General features: G+C 67.7%; 15 protein-coding genes. 6 read left to right on the top strand and 9 right to left on the bottom strand.

Features of this window, described 5'->3' with window-relative positions; genetic code table 11:
* Window positions 1-110 precede the first annotated feature (110 nt).
* Window positions 111-578 (top strand): SRPBCC family protein, encoded by a 468-nt coding sequence (locus G6N38_RS07670; RefSeq protein WP_407662951.1) that lies wholly within the window; start codon window positions 111-113, stop codon window positions 576-578.
* Here G6N38_RS07670 and G6N38_RS07665 read toward each other — a convergent pair.
* Genes G6N38_RS07665 through G6N38_RS07645 form a run of 5 tightly spaced genes read right to left on the bottom strand, consistent with a single transcriptional unit; the run spans window position 575 to window position 6,473 of the window.
* On the bottom strand, window positions 575-2,749 hold the full coding sequence (locus tag G6N38_RS07665; RefSeq protein ID WP_163746977.1) for an AAA family ATPase: 2,175 nt from the start codon (window positions 2,747-2,749) through the stop codon (window positions 575-577). The two genes, G6N38_RS07670 and G6N38_RS07665, sit on opposite strands and share 4 nt — an antisense overlap.
* A 2-nt stretch (window positions 2,750-2,751) precedes the next feature.
* Window positions 2,752-3,570, bottom strand: coding sequence for a CDP-alcohol phosphatidyltransferase family protein (locus tag G6N38_RS07660; protein ID WP_163751863.1), 819 nt, complete (start codon window positions 3,568-3,570; stop codon window positions 2,752-2,754).
* Between the two features lie 23 nt (window positions 3,571-3,593).
* Complete coding sequence (locus G6N38_RS07655; RefSeq protein ID WP_163746976.1) at window positions 3,594-4,289, bottom strand: phosphatidylserine decarboxylase; 696 nt, start codon at window positions 4,287-4,289, stop codon at window positions 3,594-3,596.
* Between the two features lie 37 nt (window positions 4,290-4,326).
* Entirely contained in the window at window positions 4,327-5,550 is a 1,224-nt protein-coding gene (moeA, locus tag G6N38_RS07650; RefSeq protein WP_163746975.1) for a molybdopterin molybdotransferase MoeA, read from the bottom strand.
* Window positions 5,550-6,473 carry an SDR family NAD(P)-dependent oxidoreductase gene (locus G6N38_RS07645; protein ID WP_163746974.1) on the bottom strand — a complete coding sequence of 308 codons (924 nt, stop codon included), beginning with the start codon at window positions 6,471-6,473 and terminating at the stop codon, window positions 5,550-5,552. The genes moeA and G6N38_RS07645 overlap by 1 nt, the downstream gene beginning before the upstream one ends.
* Before the next feature lie 59 nt (window positions 6,474-6,532).
* Here G6N38_RS07645 and G6N38_RS07640 point away from each other — a divergent pair, with 59 nt between their 5' ends.
* Window positions 6,533-7,348, top strand: coding sequence for an HAD-IIA family hydrolase (locus G6N38_RS07640; RefSeq protein ID WP_163746973.1), 816 nt, complete (start codon window positions 6,533-6,535; stop codon window positions 7,346-7,348).
* A gap of 51 nt (window positions 7,349-7,399) precedes the next feature.
* Window positions 7,400-7,876, top strand: a complete 477-nt coding sequence (locus G6N38_RS07635) for an SRPBCC family protein (RefSeq protein WP_163746972.1) — start codon at window positions 7,400-7,402, stop codon at window positions 7,874-7,876.
* On the opposite strand, the gene G6N38_RS07630 is transcribed toward G6N38_RS07635, so the two are convergent.
* From G6N38_RS07630 to G6N38_RS07615, 4 genes are read right to left on the bottom strand one after another with little or no spacing between them, the layout of a single operon-like run.
* Complete coding sequence (locus G6N38_RS07630) at window positions 7,866-9,113, bottom strand: amidohydrolase (RefSeq protein WP_163746971.1); 1,248 nt, start codon at window positions 9,111-9,113, stop codon at window positions 7,866-7,868. The genes G6N38_RS07635 and G6N38_RS07630 overlap by 11 nt on opposite strands.
* Window positions 9,114-9,143: 30 nt before the next feature.
* Window positions 9,144-10,841, bottom strand: coding sequence for a DEAD/DEAH box helicase (locus G6N38_RS07625; RefSeq protein ID WP_163746970.1), 1,698 nt, complete (start codon window positions 10,839-10,841; stop codon window positions 9,144-9,146).
* Between the two features lie 44 nt (window positions 10,842-10,885).
* Window positions 10,886-11,404 carry a cupin domain-containing protein gene (locus G6N38_RS07620; RefSeq protein WP_163746969.1) on the bottom strand — a complete coding sequence of 173 codons (519 nt, stop codon included), beginning with the start codon at window positions 11,402-11,404 and terminating at the stop codon, window positions 10,886-10,888.
* Window positions 11,405-11,421: 17 nt separating this feature from the next.
* Window positions 11,422-12,330, bottom strand: coding sequence for an SDR family NAD(P)-dependent oxidoreductase (locus tag G6N38_RS07615; protein WP_163746968.1), 909 nt, complete (start codon window positions 12,328-12,330; stop codon window positions 11,422-11,424).
* Between the two features lie 100 nt (window positions 12,331-12,430).
* On the opposite strand from G6N38_RS07615, the gene G6N38_RS07610 reads away from it, so the two are divergent.
* The 3 genes from G6N38_RS07610 (at window position 12,431) to G6N38_RS07600 (ending at window position 15,847) form a co-directional block, all read left to right on the top strand.
* Window positions 12,431-12,988, top strand: a complete 558-nt coding sequence (locus G6N38_RS07610; RefSeq protein WP_163746967.1) for a TetR/AcrR family transcriptional regulator — start codon at window positions 12,431-12,433, stop codon at window positions 12,986-12,988.
* A 182-nt stretch (window positions 12,989-13,170) separates the two neighbouring features.
* Window positions 13,171-14,796 carry a chaperonin GroEL gene (gene groL / locus G6N38_RS07605; RefSeq protein WP_163746966.1) on the top strand — a complete coding sequence of 542 codons (1,626 nt, stop codon included), beginning with the start codon at window positions 13,171-13,173 and terminating at the stop codon, window positions 14,794-14,796.
* Window positions 14,797-14,974: 178 nt separating this feature from the next.
* On the top strand, window positions 14,975-15,847 hold the full coding sequence (locus G6N38_RS07600; RefSeq protein WP_163746965.1) for a type IV toxin-antitoxin system AbiEi family antitoxin: 873 nt from the start codon (window positions 14,975-14,977) through the stop codon (window positions 15,845-15,847).
* Window positions 15,848-15,851 lie beyond the last annotated feature (4 nt).

The raw sequence follows: 15,851 nt of genomic DNA, 5'->3' as shown, positions 1-15,851 counted from the left end.
CCCGGGTGCCCGGCGGCCCCGCCGAGGAGGAGCGGCCAGGAATATCCGGTCGAACGGTGGCGATGCTCATATCGTCCAGTTCCGACATGTCACTAAAGGACTGTCAGCGGATGATGTTGAATTGGGTCATGGCCGAGCAGGATCGAATCGTCAGCGCCAGCAGGCGCATCGCCGCGCCGGCGGTCGCCATCTTCGAGCTGATCGCCGACCCGGGCCGCCAACCCGAATGGGACGGTAACGACAACCTCGCGCAGGCCGCCCCGGGTCAGCGGGTCCGCGGCGTGGGTGACGTATTCACGATGACGCTCACCCTGGGCGCCGACCGGGAGAATCATGTCGTCGAGTTCGATGAGGGCCGGCTGATCGCATGGCGGCCGTCCGAGCCTGGCAACACGCCACCGGGTCATCTGTGGCGCTGGCAGCTCGAGCCCGTCGACGATGCCACCACCGTCGTCACGCACACCTACGACTGGACCGATCTGACCGACCCGAAACGATTTGACCGGGCGAGCGCCACCACGGCGGACAAACTGCGGGCCTCGATCGACCGGCTCGCCGCGCTCGCCGAACGGAGTTAGCGGCCCGCTGCAAAAGCGCGCAGCGACTCCACCTGAGCAGGATCCAGCGACGGGCGCACCGTCGCGCGGGCCTGGGCCACATCGGCGGCGGTGACGTCTGCGGCGTCGATAGAGCGTCGCATCGCGGTCAGTGCGGCTTCGCGCAGCAGCGCCACGCAGTCGGCCGCGCTGTAGCCGTTCAGCTCGCCGGCCAGTGCGTCCAGGTCGACGTCTGGCGCCAATGGCACCGATTTTCCTGCTGTGCGCAGGATTTCGCGGCGTGCGTCGGCATCCGGCGGCTCGACGAATACCAGCTTCTCCAGTCGTCCCGGACGCAGCAGTGCCGGATCGATCAGGTCGGGGCGGTTGGTGGCACCGAGTACCACGACGTCGCGCAGTGGTTCGATGCCGTCGAGTTCGGTCAGTAGCGCCGCCACCACCCGGTCGGTGACCCCGGAGTCGAAGCTTTGCCCGCGCCGGGGTGCCAGTGCGTCGATCTCGTCGAGGAACACCAGTGATGGCGCCGAATCCCGTGCCCGGCGGAACAATTCGCGAACGGCCTTCTCCGAGGAGCCGACCCACTTGTCCATCAGCTCGGCGCCCTTCACCGCATGCACAGACAGTCGACCCGAGCTGGCCAGCGCGCGCACCACGAATGTCTTGCCGCAGCCGGGCGGGCCATAGAGCAGCACGCCTTTGGGGGGCTCGACGCCGAGCCGGGAAAAGGTGTCCGGATGCTGCAGCGGCCACAACACCGCTTCGGCCAGCGCCTGCTTGACCTGGACCATGTCGCCGACGTCATCGAGGGTGACCGACCCGACCGATACTTCCTCGGTCGCCGAGCGTGACAGCGGGCGGATGACCGTCAGCGCGCCCTGGAAGTCCTCTTGGGTCAGGGCCGGTGGCTTGCCGTCCTCGCTGGCGCGGGCAGCCGCCCGCAATGCCGACTCCCGCACCAGCGCCGCCAGGTCGGCCCGGACGAATCCCGGTGTGCGCTCTGAAATCTCGTCGAGTGTCAGAGCATCGGCGGGGACATCGCGCAGCAGCACCTCCAGCAGTGCCTTGCGGGTGGCGCCGTCGGGCAGGCTCAAGCCCAGCTCACGGTCGCAGAGATCCGGTGCGCGCAGCCGTGGATCCACCGCGTCGGGCTGCTGGGAGGTGGCCACCAGCGCCACCCCGGGTGCGGCGACGGCCTTGCGCAACTCGGCCAGGATCAGCGCCGATACGGGTTCGGCCGGGGTGGGCAGCAGCGCATCGATATCGGTGATCAGCAGCACCCCGCCGCCACTGGTAACGGTGCCGACGGCGTCAGCCACCGCGCGCTGCCGATCTTGAGCCGCGAGCGCTCCGGTATCGGGCCCGTCGAGTTCGACCAATCGCCGCCCGGCACATACCGCGCGCACCAGCATGGCCTTGCCGACCCCGGCAGGGCCGGTGACCAGCACGCCCAGATTCGGTTTGGCGCCAAGCTTTTCCAGCAGTTGCGGCTCGTCGAGGGCCAGCTTCAGCCACTCGGTGAGCCGGCCGGCCTGCACATGCTGGCCCTTGAGGTCGTCGATCGACACCGCAGGCTCTTGCGGCCACACCATCGGCGGGCTGACGGCGGCGGCGAGTGCCGGCCCGGCCGACCCTGTCACACCGTCACCCCAGGTGACCGACGAATTCGGTTGCACACTCACCGGTCCGGCGGGATCGGTGCCGGTGACGGTCAGCAGCTCCGAGGTCCAGGTGATGCCCACCGATGACGCCAGTGCGGAGCTGGCCTGGGTGGTCGAGGTCCCCGGTCCGAGATCCCGCGGCAACAGCGACACCGTGTCACCGACCGTCATCACCTTGCCCAGCAGCGCTTGTCGCAGCGTCGCCGACGACACCGAGTGGGTAGCCAGGGCGGAGCCACGCAGCGTGACCGACCGCGCGCCGCACACGGCGACCGGAGCGACCAGCACCGTGGTGTCTTCGCGCAGACCGGCGTTGGACAGTGTCACGTCATCCAGCAGCGCCGTGCCCGCCGGGGTATCCGTCGGTGCTATCCCGGCGACAGCGGCGGTGGTGCGAGAACCGGTCAGCGACACCGCGTCCCATTCACGAATGCCGAGGGCGGCGATGGCCTCGGGGTGTAGCCGCACCACGCCGCGGCGGGAATCCAGCGCCGAGGTGTTCAGCCGTGCCGTCAGCGCCAGGTTCGACGACACGCTCAGCCGCCCGGCCTGCGCAAGCCCAGCCGGGCCACCGACCGGCGGTTGGGCTGCCCGCGCCGGTCCGCCCGTCGCGCCGCGCGCCGTTGTTTGGGTTCGTCGTTCCATGCCTCCGGCCGCGCGGCGACCCAGCGCTGGCTGCGGATCGTGAACGGGATGATGCATATGTAGCCCGCGATGATCAGCAGGACCAGGATGTACGGGAACAGCAGCAGCGCCGCCGCCGCGGCGGCGATCAGGATCAGCAGGATCGGGGCGGCATTGGCCGGCATCTTCACCGACTTGAGCGCCAGCGTCGGCACCCGGCTGATCAACAGGGTGGCATTCGCGGCGAACCAGAAGCAGACGAACCACGGTGCGGTCCACCAGCCGTGACCGAACTGCAGCATCGCCGCGAGCAGGCCGATCACCCCGACCGCGCCGCACGGCGCCGGCATACCGGTGAAGTATTGCCGCGTGTAGGCCGGCCGGGTGTCATCGTCGAGAAGTGCGTTGAACCGGGCCAGCCGCAACACGATGCACACGGCGTAGAGCAGTGCGAAGATCCAGCCGATCGGCGAGGTCGGCAGCAATGTCACGTAGACCACCAGCGCGGGTGCGACACCGAAGTTCACCGCGTCGGCAAGCGAGTCGATCTCGGCGCCCATCCGAGACTGTGCGTCCAGGGCCCGCGCGATGCCACCGTCGATACCGTCGAGCACTGCCGCGGCCCCGATCAATGCCAGGGCGATGTGCGGGCGCCCGTCCAGGGCGAACTTGATCGAGGTCAGCCCCGCACAGATGGCCAACACGGTCGTCGCACTCGGCAGGATGCGCATGGCGGCCGGGCGCCCGGGTTTGATCACGGCAGCTGCGCCAAGACCGTCTCGCCGGCCACCGCACGTTGGCCGGGGGACACCAGCAGCGTGGCGCCTTCGGGCAGATACGTGTCGAGTCGGGAGCCGAACCGGATCAGGCCGTAGGTGTCGCCGATGGCCAGCGTGTCGCCGGGGTGCACGTCGCACACGATGCGCCGTGCCACCAGGCCCGCGATCTGGACGGCCACCACCTCGGCCCCGTCGGGCGTACGGATGACGATGCTGTTGCGTTCGTTGTCCGCGCTGGCGGCGGGCAGGTCGGCCGAGAGGAACTGCCCGGGCCGGTAGTGCACCGCGATCACCTCGCCAGTGACCGGTGCGCGCTGGACGTGTGCGTCGAACACCGAGAGGAAGATGCTGATCCGTGGCAGCGGCTCGGGGGACAGGCCGAGCTCGGCGGGCGGGACCGCGGTGTCGACCAGGCAGATTTGGCCGTCGGCCGGCGCGACGACCACACCGGGCCGGGTCGGTGGGACGCGGCGGGGGTGGCGGAAGAAGGCGGCGTTGGCGCCGGCGGCGGCCAGGCCCGCGGAGCGTACCCAGCGATGGCGCCGCCCCAAGGCGGCGACGGCCAGGCTGGCGCCGACGAACGGCAGGCCCGCTGGGTGCATCGGTGGCACGGTCGAGCGAACCAGATCCAGCAGATGTGTTGCTTCGGACGTGCGGGGGCGTCTGGCCATCGGCGACGAGTCTACGGGTCTGTTATTGGGGCCTGGCCTACGACAGGTCCCATAGCTGGACCTGCTCGCCTGCGGACATCTCTGTGACGTCCTCGGCGATCTCCAGCAGGCAGTTGGCCGAGGCCAGCCAGCGCAGGTGATGCGAGGCCGGCGGGCCGTACGTGGTGACGGTGCCCGCGGTCGCGTCGTACACCCCGCGGCGGAACTGCCGCTTGCCCTTCGGCGACGTCAGGCTGTCGGCCAGCACCGCGGTGCGCCGCGGCCGGTGCGGATGTGGCAGTCCCATTGCCGCGCGCAGGGCCGGCCGGACGAACACCTCGAACGACACCAGTGCGCTCACCGGGTTGCCCGGCAGCGTGATGATCGGGCAACCGTTGATCAGTCCCGCACCCTGTGGCATCCCGGGTTGCATGGCGACCTTCACGAACTCGACACCGGGGCCGCTGGTCCGGCGACCATCGGCGGAGCCGCCCCCGAACGCATCCTTGACCACTTCGTAAGCGCCGGCACTGACCCCGCCGGTGGTGATGATCAGGTCGGCCTGCCCGGCGTAGCCCTCGAGCACGGTGCTGAACTGGGCGACGTCATCACTGGACGTCGGGGTCGCCACCACCTCGCCGCCGGCCTCGCGGACCGCGGCGGCCAGCATGATGGCGTTGGACTCGTAGATCTGGCCCGGCTGGAGCTCGGCGCCGGCAGACACCAACTCGGTACCCGTCGACATCACCAGCACCCGCTGGCGTGGCCGTACCGTCAGCGAACCCAGGCCGAGGGCGGCAGCCAAGCCCAGCGCCGCCGGGGTGACCAGGTGCCCGGTCTGTAGCACCGTCGTCCCTGCAGTCACGTCCTCACCGGCGTGGCGGATGTGCTGGCCAACTTTGGGCGCCGAGCGGATCTCGACGATGTCGACCCCGCCATCGGTGGCCTCGACCGGAACCACCGCCGTCGCACCCGCCGGCAGCGGCGCCCCCGTCATGATCCGGTGCGCGGTGCCCGCGGCCAACATCAGCTGATCGATGCGTCCGGCCGGAATATCCTCGGCGACAGGCAATTTCACCGGATTGGTGTCGGCGCCGGCAACGTCTTCGGCGCGAACCGCATAACCGTCCATCGCCGAGTTGTCGAACACCGGCAGCGACAGCGGCGCGCTCACGTCGGCGGCCAGCGCCAGCCCCTCGGCATCTGCCAGCCCGACGGTCTGCGCGGCACGCGCGGCGATCAGGTCGGCGACGACGCGCTGGTGTTCCTCGACCGTGCGCATCAGATTCCGAAGCTCACGCCGGTCAGTTCTTCGGACACCATCCACAGTCGCTGCTGGATATCCCGATCGTGCGACTGTCGGCTGGAGTCGACCAGCTTCGGGTAACCGCGCATCTCGCGGAACCCGTCGGGACCGTAGTACTGGCCTCCGACGACCGCCGGGTCGGTGGCGGCCCGCAGTGTCGGCAGCGCGCCGAGCTCGGGGCTGTTCAGCACCAGGCCGGCGAGAGTCTTGACACCCGGCAGCGACGAGCCGGGGACATGGCGTATCAACTCGGTGTTCGACACGCCCGGATGTGCCGCAACCGCAATGGTTTTGGCGTTCGCGGCCGCGAGCCGGCGCTGCAGTTCGTAGGCGAACATCAGGTTGGCCAGCTTGGACTGCCCGTAGGAGGCGACGCGCTCGTAGCGGCGGCGTTCCCATTGCAGGTCGTCGAAGGCGATCTTGGCGCGGATGTTGTGAGCGATGCTGGCGACCACCACCACCCGCGAACCGTCGACGGGCAGCAGGTTGCCCAGCAGCAGACCGGTGAGCGCGAAGTGACCCAGGTGGTTGGTGCCGAATTGCAGCTCGAAGCCGTCGGCAGTGGTCTGTTTGGGCGGGTACATCACCCCGGCGTTGTTGATCAGCAGGTCGATGCGGGGATAGGCACTGCCGATCTCGGCGGCCGCCGCCCGCACCGAGGCCAGCGAGCCCAGGTCCAGTTTGTGCACCGCGATGTCGGCGGCCGGTGCGGTTTGACGGATCTGGGCCGCCGCCGCTTCGCCCTTGGCGGTGTCGCGGACCGCCATCACCACCGTCGCCCCGTGCTGCGCCAGCACCCGTGCGGTATCGAAGCCCAGGCCGGTATTGGAGCCGGTGACGATCGCGACCCGCCCGCTCTGGTCGGGTACGTCTGCTTCGGTCCAGCGGAGTGCGCCCATGGCACCGACGATACGTCGGCCCAAGTTGCATCCGAGCGGTGGCCGTTTACTGTCGCGGTATGGCTATCGGTGGGGTGCTGTTCGACATCGATGGCGTCTTGGTGACCTCGTGGACGCCGATTCCCGGTGCGGCCGGCGCGCTCGCGGTGTTGGCCGACCATCAAATCGCCTGTTCCTATCTGACCAACACCACAACGCGCACCCGTCAGCAGATCGCCGCGGCCCTCTCGCACGCCGGTATTGAGGTGCGGCCCGACGAGGTGATCACCGCGGCGGCGCTGACCGCCGACTACGTGCGGGCCAACTACCCCGATGCGCGCTGCTTCCTGGTCAACAACGGCGACATCACCGATGACATGCCAGGTATCGACATCGTCGACTCCGTGGTCTACGACGACGGGATCGATCCCGATGTCCCCGACGTCATCCTGCTCGGCGGGGCCGGCCCCGAGTACAGCCACCGCACGCTGAGCCGGGTCTACGAGTGGATGGCCCAGGGTGTGCCGGTGGTGGCGATGCACCGCAGCACCGCGTGGACCACCACCGAGGGCCTGCGCATCGACACCGGGATGTATCTGATCGGCATGGAGCAGACTTCCGGGCGCAAGGTCACCGCGGTCGGCAAGCCGGCGCCGGCGGGATTCCTGGCGTCGGCGGCCCGGCTCGGCGTCGACCCCGACGAGATGTACATGGTCGGTGACGACCTGAACAATGATGTGCTGGCCGCTCAGGTGGTTGGGATGACCGGCGTGCTGGTGCGCACCGGCAAGTTCCGCCAGGACACCTTGGATCGTTGGGCCACAGACGAATTCGCGATGCAGCCCAGTCACGTCATCGATTCGGTCGCCGGGCTGCCGGAGTTGCTCGGGCTTTAGCGGCGGGCAGGAGCGCGATGAGTTTTGGTAGCCGCGCCGGTCTACCTAGGCATGACTGAAATTCTGATTGTGAATGCCACCGTCGACGCGCCCGCCGCATCGGTGTTCGGCGTACTCGCCGACCCGAGCACCCACAAGGACATCGATGGCACCGGCTGGGTACGGGATCCGCTCGACGAGCAGCCGCTCAGTGCCGTCGGGCAGGTCTTCCGGGTCGCGATGTTCCACGAGGGCCATCCGGACAAGCACTACGAGATGGCCAACCAGGTCGTCGCGCTGGAGCCTGACCGCGTCATCGCCTGGGCGCCGGGTGGGCCTGCCGAGGATGGCAGTCTGGAGCTGGGCGGCTGGACCTGGCGCTACGACCTCGAGCCGATCGGCGCCGAGCAGACCCGCCTCACCTTGACCTACGACTGGTCGAACGCCACTGCAGCGATCCGGGAGAACATCACCTTCCCGCCCTTCGCGGTCTCGCATCTGGACAACTCGCTGGCGAACCTCGCCAAGCTGGCCAAAGTCAGGACGTAGGGGCTGACCCCAGCCACGTCAGCGCGGCCGTCGTCATCGCCTGCACGCCGGTGGTCAACGTCGGCTCGATCGCCGGCGCGAACTCAGGCGAATGGTTCATCGGCGGCAGCTCCCCTCTGCTGAGTGCGTCGTTGAACACATCCTGTGTCACGCCGCCCCAGAACCAGAAGACCGTTGGCACGCCAAGGGTTTCGCCGAAGACGCCGACGTCCTCGCTGGCTGCCATAGGCGGCAACGGGATGAGCCGCTCGGCGCCGAATTCACGTTCGAACGCGGCCACTGTCTTGGCCGTCGCCGCGGGGTCGTTGACCAACACCGGTCCGCTGACATTCCAATCGAAGTGCGGGGGCTGCGGGCTGTTGCTCGCCGCCGCCTCGGCGGTGACGATGCGCTCGATGGCCGCCTTGACCTGAGCGCGAACCTCCGGTGTGAAGCTGCGCATGTTGACGCCGAGTTCGGCGGTCGCCGGGATGATGTTCTCCTTGGTGCCCGCCTGCAAACGCCCGACGGTGACAACGGCTCGTTCGCTCGACGGGACTTCCCGGGACACGATGCCCTGCAACCGCATCACCGTGGCCGCTGCCATTACGACGGGGTCGATGGTGCCCTCCGGTTGCGACCCGTGCCCGCCACGGCCGAATAAGGTGACCTGCACCGAATCGGTCGCCGCCATGACCGGTCCCTGCCCGTGTCCTATCGTCCCCGCGGGCAGTGGCCCGACATGCTGGCCGAGGACGATGCTCGGCCGAGGGAAACGCTCGAACAGCCCGGCGTCGATCATTGCTTGCGCGCCGCTGGCGAGCTCCTCGGCGGGCTGGAAGACCGCGACGACGGTGCCTGCCCAGCGTTCGCGGAGCCGGAACAGTTCGCCCACCGCCCCGACCAAGGCGGCGACGTGCATGTCGTGACCGCACGCGTGGGCGACGGGCATTGACTTACCGGTCGCGTCGACGACCACTTTGGTGCTGGCGTAGGGCAGACCGGTGTCCTCGGACACCGGCAACGCGTCCATATCGGCGCGCAGCATGATCACCGGACCGTTGCCGTTGGGTAAGACGGCCACCACGCCGGTCCCACCGACATGTTGGGTGATCTCGCAGCCGGTGTCGGCGAGCGCGTCGACGATGCGCGCGGCGGTCTGATGTTCCTGGAAGGACAGCTCGGGGTCGGCGTGCAGCTGCCGGTAGAGATCCGCGAGGGTGTCTGCGGTCTCGGCGGCGAGTTCGACGGTCGTCACACGCGGCGACGTTACTCGCGGAGCCTGGGTTCAGGTTTCGCGCGACAACTTTCGCACCGCTTCGATGCGGGCCTTGAGCTGATCGCTGGTGGCCGCAGCTACGGGTGGACCGCCGCAGACCCGGCGCAGTTCGTTGTGGATCTGCCCGTGCGTCTTGCCGGTGCGGTGGTGTGCCAGCGACACCAGGGTGTTGAGTTCGCTTCGCAGATCCCGCAGCTGGCCGTGGGTGGTCAGCCGCGGCACCTCGCCGCTGGCGGTGCGCTTGTTGATCTGTTCTTCCTGCCTGCGCCGCAACAGATCTCGCATCGACTCGGCATCGAGCAGGCCGGGGATGCCGAGGTAGTCGGCCTCCTCGTCGCTACCCGCGGGTGTGGCCGTTCCGAACGACGAGCCGTCGAAGATCACCTGATCGAGCTCGGCGTCGGCGCCCAGGTACTCGATCTTGTTCTCGCCCTCGTCGGGCTCGTCGCGGTTCTGCTTGGCGAGCTCGGCATCGAGCGGATCCTCGTCGAGGTTCTCCCGGTGTGGCTTACCGAGCACATGGTTGCGCTGGGCTTCCATCTCGCTGGCGAGCAGTAGCAGGTTGGGCACCGACGGCAAGAAGATGCAGGCGGTCTCGCCGGGCCGCCGGGACCGCACGAATCGGCCGATCGCCTGGGCGAAGAACAACGGCGTCGATGCGCTGGTGGCGTAGACCCCGACGGCCAGCCGCGGCACGTCGACGCCTTCGGACACCATGCGCACGGCCACCAGCCAGCGTGAGGTACTCGCCGAGAACTGCGAGATGCGATCTGAGGCGCCCTTGTCGTCGGAGAGCACGATGGTCGGGGCCTCACCGGTGATCTTGACCAGCAGATCGGCGTAGGCGCGGGCGGCGGTCTGATCGGAGGCGATGATCATGCCGCCGGCGTCGGGCACGTGCTCACGAAGTCCGCGCAACTTGGTGTCGGCCGCCGCGATCACCGCGGGCATCCATTGGCCTGCCGGGTTGAGTGCGGTCTTCCATGCCCGCGCCGTCTGCTCGGCGGTCAGCGGTTCGCCGAGGCGGGCCGCGTGCTCCTCGCCGGCACTGTCGCGCCAGCGGGCCTCGCCCGAGTAAGCCATGAACATGACTGGGCGCACCACACCGTCGGCGAGCGCGTCGGAATAGCCATAGGTGTGGTCGGCCTGCGAGCGGGCGAAGCCGTCGGGGCCGGTCTCGTAGGTGACGAACGGGATCGGGCTGTCGTCGCTCCGGAACGGGGTGCCGGTCAGCGCCAGCCGCCGGGTCGCGTCGTCGAACGCCTCCCGGATGGCGTCGCCCCACGTCTTGGCGTCACCGCCGTGGTGGATCTCGTCGAAGACGACGAGGGTCTTGCGGTTCTCGGTGCGCACCCGGTGCCGGGTCGGGTGGCTGGCGACCTGGGCGTAGGTGACGACGACGCCGTGGTACTCCGCGGAGGTCTGGGAGTTGGAGTTGGAGAACTTCGGATCCAGGGATATGCCCTGCCGGGCGGCAGCTTGTGCCCACTGGATCTTGAGGTGTTCAGTCGGGACGACGATCGTGACGGCCTCGACGATGCCCTCGGCAAGAAGTTCGGCGACGATCCGCAGAGCGAAGGTCGTCTTACCGGCGCCGGGGGTCGCCACGGCCAGGAAATCACGAGGTTTGGCGGTCAGATACTTGACCAACGCCCGTCGCTGCCAGCCCCGCAATGCCTGGGTGCTGGGCGCATCAACTGCCCGCACCCCTGGGACTCCTCTCCGGTCGAGAAGAACCTTAGCGCAACGGTTTACGGATACGCATCTTTGTCGTCGGGCGGTTCGGGGAAGAAGTTGTCATTGCGGTCGAAGAACTCCCGGCGCTCGTCATCGGACAACTCACCCAGCCGTGGCAGACCCTCGAAATAGAACTCCCGCGGCGCCCCGGGAGTGAACAGCATCAGCAGCGACGCCGGCTCGTCGGACACGTTGCCGAAGCCGTGCAGACCGCCCGGCGGGACGTACAAGTAGTCGCCTTGCTCGCCCACCGTCCAGTCCCGCCCATCGTAGAGCCGGATCTGTCCGGACAGGACGAAGAACGACTCTGACATGGCCTTGTGGAAATGTGGGCCCGGCCCACCAGCCTGCGGTCCCAGGTCGACTCGGTACAGGCCGAACTCTCCGCCGGTGGATTGTTGGGTGGCCAGGTAGGTGTACTTGGTCCCCCACGACTCGAAGTCGGCCGGGGTGTCGGCCCTGCGCAGGGTGGCGCTGACGTCGCCGTCACCCTCGTAACGAGGCGGGGGATAGGGCGGCACGTGGAGTGACATCGCCCTCAGTCTGCCCGTCAGCCGAGGTGATACACCACACCCGTCAGGGCTTCGGACACCTCCCACAGGCGCTTCTGTGCGGCGACGTCGTGGGATCGGCCATTGGAGGACACCAGCTTCGGATAGCCCCGCAGCTCCAGGAATCGGCCTGGTCCGTAGTACTGGCCGCCCGATACGGTCGGGTCGGTGGCGGCGCGCAAGGTGGGTAGTGCGCCCATCTCGGTGCTCTGCTCGATCAAACCGAATGCCGACTGCACGAGCCCGGGCACGTGGCGCGCCAGCTCGGAACTGGATCCGCCGGGGTGCGCGGCGGTGGCGATGGTATCGGTCCCGGCCAGCCGTCGCTGCAACTCGTAGGTGAACAACAGATTGGCCAGCTTCGACTGCCCGTAGGCGGTCACGGGGTTGTATCTGCGCTCGGACTGCAGATCATCGAAGCGGATCCGGCCGAAGCGATGCCCGGTGCTGCTGACGGTCACCACCCGCGAACCAGGGGCGGCTAGCAGGCGGTCGAGAAGCAGGCCGGTAAAGGCAAAGTGACCGAGGTGGTTGGTGCCGAATTGCAGCTCGAAGCCGTCCTCGGTGGTCTGCTTCGGGGTCATCATCACCCCGGCGTTGTTGATGAGCAGGTCGATCCGGTCGTGGCTGGCGCGCAGCTGGTCGGCGGCCGCCCGGACTGACTCCAATGAGGTGAGGTCGAGTTCCTGCACGGCGACATCGGCGCCGGGGTAGCGCCGGCCGATCAGATCGGCGGCGGCCTTGCCCTTGTCGAGGTTGCGCACGGCGAGCACCAGACGTGCGCCGCGGCCGGCCAGCGCGTGCGCCGTTTCGTAACCGAGTCCGGTATTGGCGCCAGTGATCACGGCGGTGCGGCCGGTCTGGTCCGGAATGTCGGCGGCGGTCCAGGTTGGCCTTTGAAAAGACACAGCTCTCCTTCGTCTAAACTCGATAAACGGAGCGTGCGCCCCGGTTTCTTTGACTATACGGAACGTGCGCCCCGCTTTGTCAACGCGTGAGGGGTGTTAGGTGGGTCTGAGCTGCAAGCCGCTACGGGCCGATGCTGCGCGCAACCGTGCTCGGGTGCTGCAAGTCGCCTATGACATGTTCGCCGAGCAGGGGCTGGCCGTGCCGATCGACGAGATCGCCCGGCGGGCCGGCGTTGGCGCGGGGACCGTCTACCGTCACTTCCCGACCAAGGAAGCGCTTTTCGAGGCGGTCATCGGCGAACGGGTGCGCCACGTCGTCGAACGCGGCCGGGAACTGCTGGCTGCCGATCCGTCCACCGCGTTGTTCGAGTTCCTCCGCGAAGTGGTGCGCGCGAGTGCGGCCGACCACGGCATGGTCGAGGCGCTGGCGAGCTATGGGATCGACCTCGACTCGGCGGCGCCGGGAGCCGAAGCGGAATTCCTGGGCATGCTCGGAGAGATGTTGGCGGCGGCGCAGCAGGCCGGTGCCGCCCGGGCTGACGTCGGCGTCGCCGAACTCAAGGCGCTGCTGGTCGTCTGCAAGAGTGGCCAGGAATACGGCGACGACGTGGCCGACCGGATCACGAACGTCATCGTGGCCGGGTTACGCGCCGGGTGAACGGCTGATTCATCTTCTTGCACTCGGCATAGGCGAGTGCTAAGAATGTGGTTGGCACTCCCGACCGGTGAGTGCTAGGTCGGGACGGTGAGACCGAAGCAGAACACAGCTGCGGTCGTCCGTCGCGGGCACTGTGTCCGACCCAAGAACGTGTAACCCCCAACCGGAGGATTCACTTCGCAATGTCCAAGATCATTGCTTACGACGAAGAGGCACGCCGTGGCCTCGAGCGGGGCCTCAACGCCCTCGCCGATGCGGTAAAGGTGACGCTGGGCCCCAAGGGTCGCAACGTCGTCCTGGAGAAGAAGTGGGGCGCTCCCACGATCACCAACGATGGTGTGTCCATCGCCAAGGAGATCGAGCTCGAGGACCCCTACGAGAAGATCGGCGCTGAGCTGGTCAAGGAAGTTGCCAAGAAGACGGACGACGTCGCTGGCGACGGCACCACCACTGCCACCGTGCTGGCCCAGGCACTGGTTCGCGAAGGCCTGCGTAACGTCGCAGCCGGCGCTAACCCGCTCGGTCTGAAGCGCGGCATCGAGAAGGCCGTCGAGAAGATCACCGAGACGCTCCTCAAGAGCGCCAAGGAGGTCGAGACCAAGGACCAGATCGCGGCCACCGCCGGAATCTCCGCGGGCGACCAGACCATCGGCGACCTGATCGCCGAGGCCATGGACAAGGTCGGCAACGAGGGTGTCATCACCGTCGAGGAGTCCAACACCTTCGGCCTGCAGCTGGAGCTCACCGAGGGTATGCGCTTCGACAAGGGCTACATCTCGGGTTACTTCGTGACCGACGCCGAGCGTCAGGAAGCGGTCCTCGAGGATCCGTACATCCTGCTGGTGTCGTCGAAGGTCTCGACCGTCAAGGATCTGCTTCCCCTGCTGGAGAAGGTCATTCAGTCGGGCAAGCCGCTGCTGATCATCGCCGAGGACGTCGAGGGCGAAGCCCTGTCGACCCTGGTGGTCAACAAGATCCGTGGCACCTTCAAGTCCGTCGCCGTCAAGGCTCCGGGCTTCGGTGACCGCCGCAAGGCCATGCTGCAGGACATCGCGATCCTGACCGGTGGCCAGGTTGTCAGCGAGGAGGTCGGCCTCTCGCTCGAGACCGCTGACGTCTCCCTGCTGGGCCAGGCTCGCAAGATCGTCGTCACCAAGGACGAGACCACCATCGTCGAGGGCGCCGGTGACTCCGACGCCATCGCCGGCCGGGTGGCCCAGATCCGTGCCGAGATCGAGAACAGCGACTCCGACTACGACCGCGAGAAGCTGCAGGAGCGCTTGGCCAAGCTGGCCGGCGGTGTTGCGGTGATCAAGGCCGGAGCTGCCACCGAGGTGGAGCTCAAGGAGCGCAAGCACCGCATCGAAGATGCCGTGCGCAACGCCAAGGCTGCTGTCGAAGAGGGCATCGTCGCCGGTGGTGGCGTGGCTCTGCTGCAGTCGGCTCCGGCTCTCGACGAGCTGTCGCTCTCGGGTGACGAGGCCACTGGTGCCAACATCGTGCGCGTCGCGCTGTCGGCTCCGCTGAAGCAGATCGCCTTCAACGCGGGCCTCGAGCCCGGCGTTGTCGCCGAGAAGGTCACCAACTCGCCGTCGGGAACCGGCCTCAACGCCGCGACCGGTGTGTACGAGGACCTGCTCAAGGCCGGCGTTGCTGACCCGGTGAAGGTCACCCGCTCGGCGCTGCAGAATGCAGCGTCCATCGCGGCCCTGTTCCTCACCACCGAGGCCGTCGTTGCCGACAAGCCGGAGAAGGCCGCCGCACCTGCGGGCGACCCGACCGGTGGCATGGGCGGTATGGACTTCTAAGTCCCAGTACGAAAGAAGCCCCGGTGCGCTAAGCGCACCGGGGCTTTTTCGTTATTCAGTTCTCCGAGTGTGCGGTTTCATACGCAACACGCCGCGGTTGGCGTATCGATCCGCACACTCGATGCCCTGCTGTGGACGGCGGAACACACGCGCGGCCTCGCACTGTCAGTCTTCGCGAATGCAGACCATCGCCTGGCCGTTCCTTGCGGCGGAGGCCCTGGCTGCTGAGTCGCTCACATTCCGCGAGCTCAGGCGGTTCCATGCCGCCCTGTATCCAGGCGTCTGGGCTCCGCGCGGAGCCGACATCTCAGCCGTAGATCGCGCGCGGGCCGCCTGGCTGTGGTCCCGCCGCAGAGGCGTAGTCGCCGGATTGTCGGCTTCGGCACTATTGGGGGCCAAGTGGATTGAGCCTGACGCGGCCGCCGAACTGGTGCACACCAATCGCCGACCGCCGGCACGGATCGTCGTCCACGCTGACCATTTGTTACCCGGAGAAACGCAAGAGACTCTCGGACTGCCCGTAACCACGCCTGCTCGCACGGCATTCGACCTCGGGCGCCGACTTGTCTTCACGTCCGCGGTGCAACGAATCGACGCGCTTATGCAGGCCACGGAGGTCAAGGTCGGGGATATCAACGACGTGATCGCTAGCCATCGCGGTGTTCGCGGGCTCAGGCAACTGCAGAAGGTCTTGGAGTTGGTCGACGGCGGGTCTGAGTCGCCGTACGAGACGTTGACCCGAATTCAACTCGTGCGCAATGGCTTTCCACGCCCCGACACCCAGATACGCGTCTGCGACGAGGATGGATGTGTGATTGCTCGGCTCGACATGGGCTGGCCGGAGTGGCGAGTCGGAGTCGACTTCGACGGCGCCCACCATTGGACCGATCCGAATCAACGGTCCAAGGATGTCGAGCGGTATGCCAGATTGCCGGAGCTGGGTTGGGTAGACATCCGGGTGACGAGTTCGATGCTGCACAACAAGCCGGGGGTGTTCCTCGACCGAGTTGGTTCCGCCCTGCTTGCCCGCGGATGTCCCCGTACATGGTGAGTGT

The organism is Mycolicibacterium helvum (genome assembly GCF_010731895.1).
Classification (GTDB): domain Bacteria; phylum Actinomycetota; class Actinomycetes; order Mycobacteriales; family Mycobacteriaceae; genus Mycobacterium; species Mycobacterium helvum.
The sequence above is the reverse complement of the archived record's forward strand: the minus strand, read 5'-3'. Positions and strand labels throughout refer to the sequence as shown.

Coding starts and splice junctions, on each gene's coding strand:
- G6N38_RS07670 (WP_407662951.1), top strand. CDS start 111: ATGATGTTGAATTGGGTCATGGCCGAGCAGGATCGAATCGTCAGCGCC.
- groL (WP_163746966.1), top strand. CDS start 13,171: ATGTCCAAGATCATTGCTTACGACGAAGAGGCACGCCGTGGCCTCGAG.
- G6N38_RS07600 (WP_163746965.1), top strand. CDS start 14,975: ATGCAGACCATCGCCTGGCCGTTCCTTGCGGCGGAGGCCCTGGCTGCT.
- moeA (WP_163746975.1), bottom strand. CDS start 5,550: ATGCGCACGGTCGAGGAACACCAGCGCGTCGTCGCCGACCTGATCGCC.
- G6N38_RS07645 (WP_163746974.1), bottom strand. CDS start 6,473: ATGGGCGCACTCCGCTGGACCGAAGCAGACGTACCCGACCAGAGCGGG.
- G6N38_RS07640 (WP_163746973.1), top strand. CDS start 6,533: ATGGCTATCGGTGGGGTGCTGTTCGACATCGATGGCGTCTTGGTGACC.
- G6N38_RS07635 (WP_163746972.1), top strand. CDS start 7,400: ATGACTGAAATTCTGATTGTGAATGCCACCGTCGACGCGCCCGCCGCA.
- G6N38_RS07655 (WP_163746976.1), bottom strand. CDS start 4,289: ATGGCCAGACGCCCCCGCACGTCCGAAGCAACACATCTGCTGGATCTG.
- G6N38_RS07620 (WP_163746969.1), bottom strand. CDS start 11,404: ATGTCACTCCACGTGCCGCCCTATCCCCCGCCTCGTTACGAGGGTGAC.
- G6N38_RS07660 (WP_163751863.1), bottom strand. CDS start 3,570: ATGCGCATCCTGCCGAGTGCGACGACCGTGTTGGCCATCTGTGCGGGG.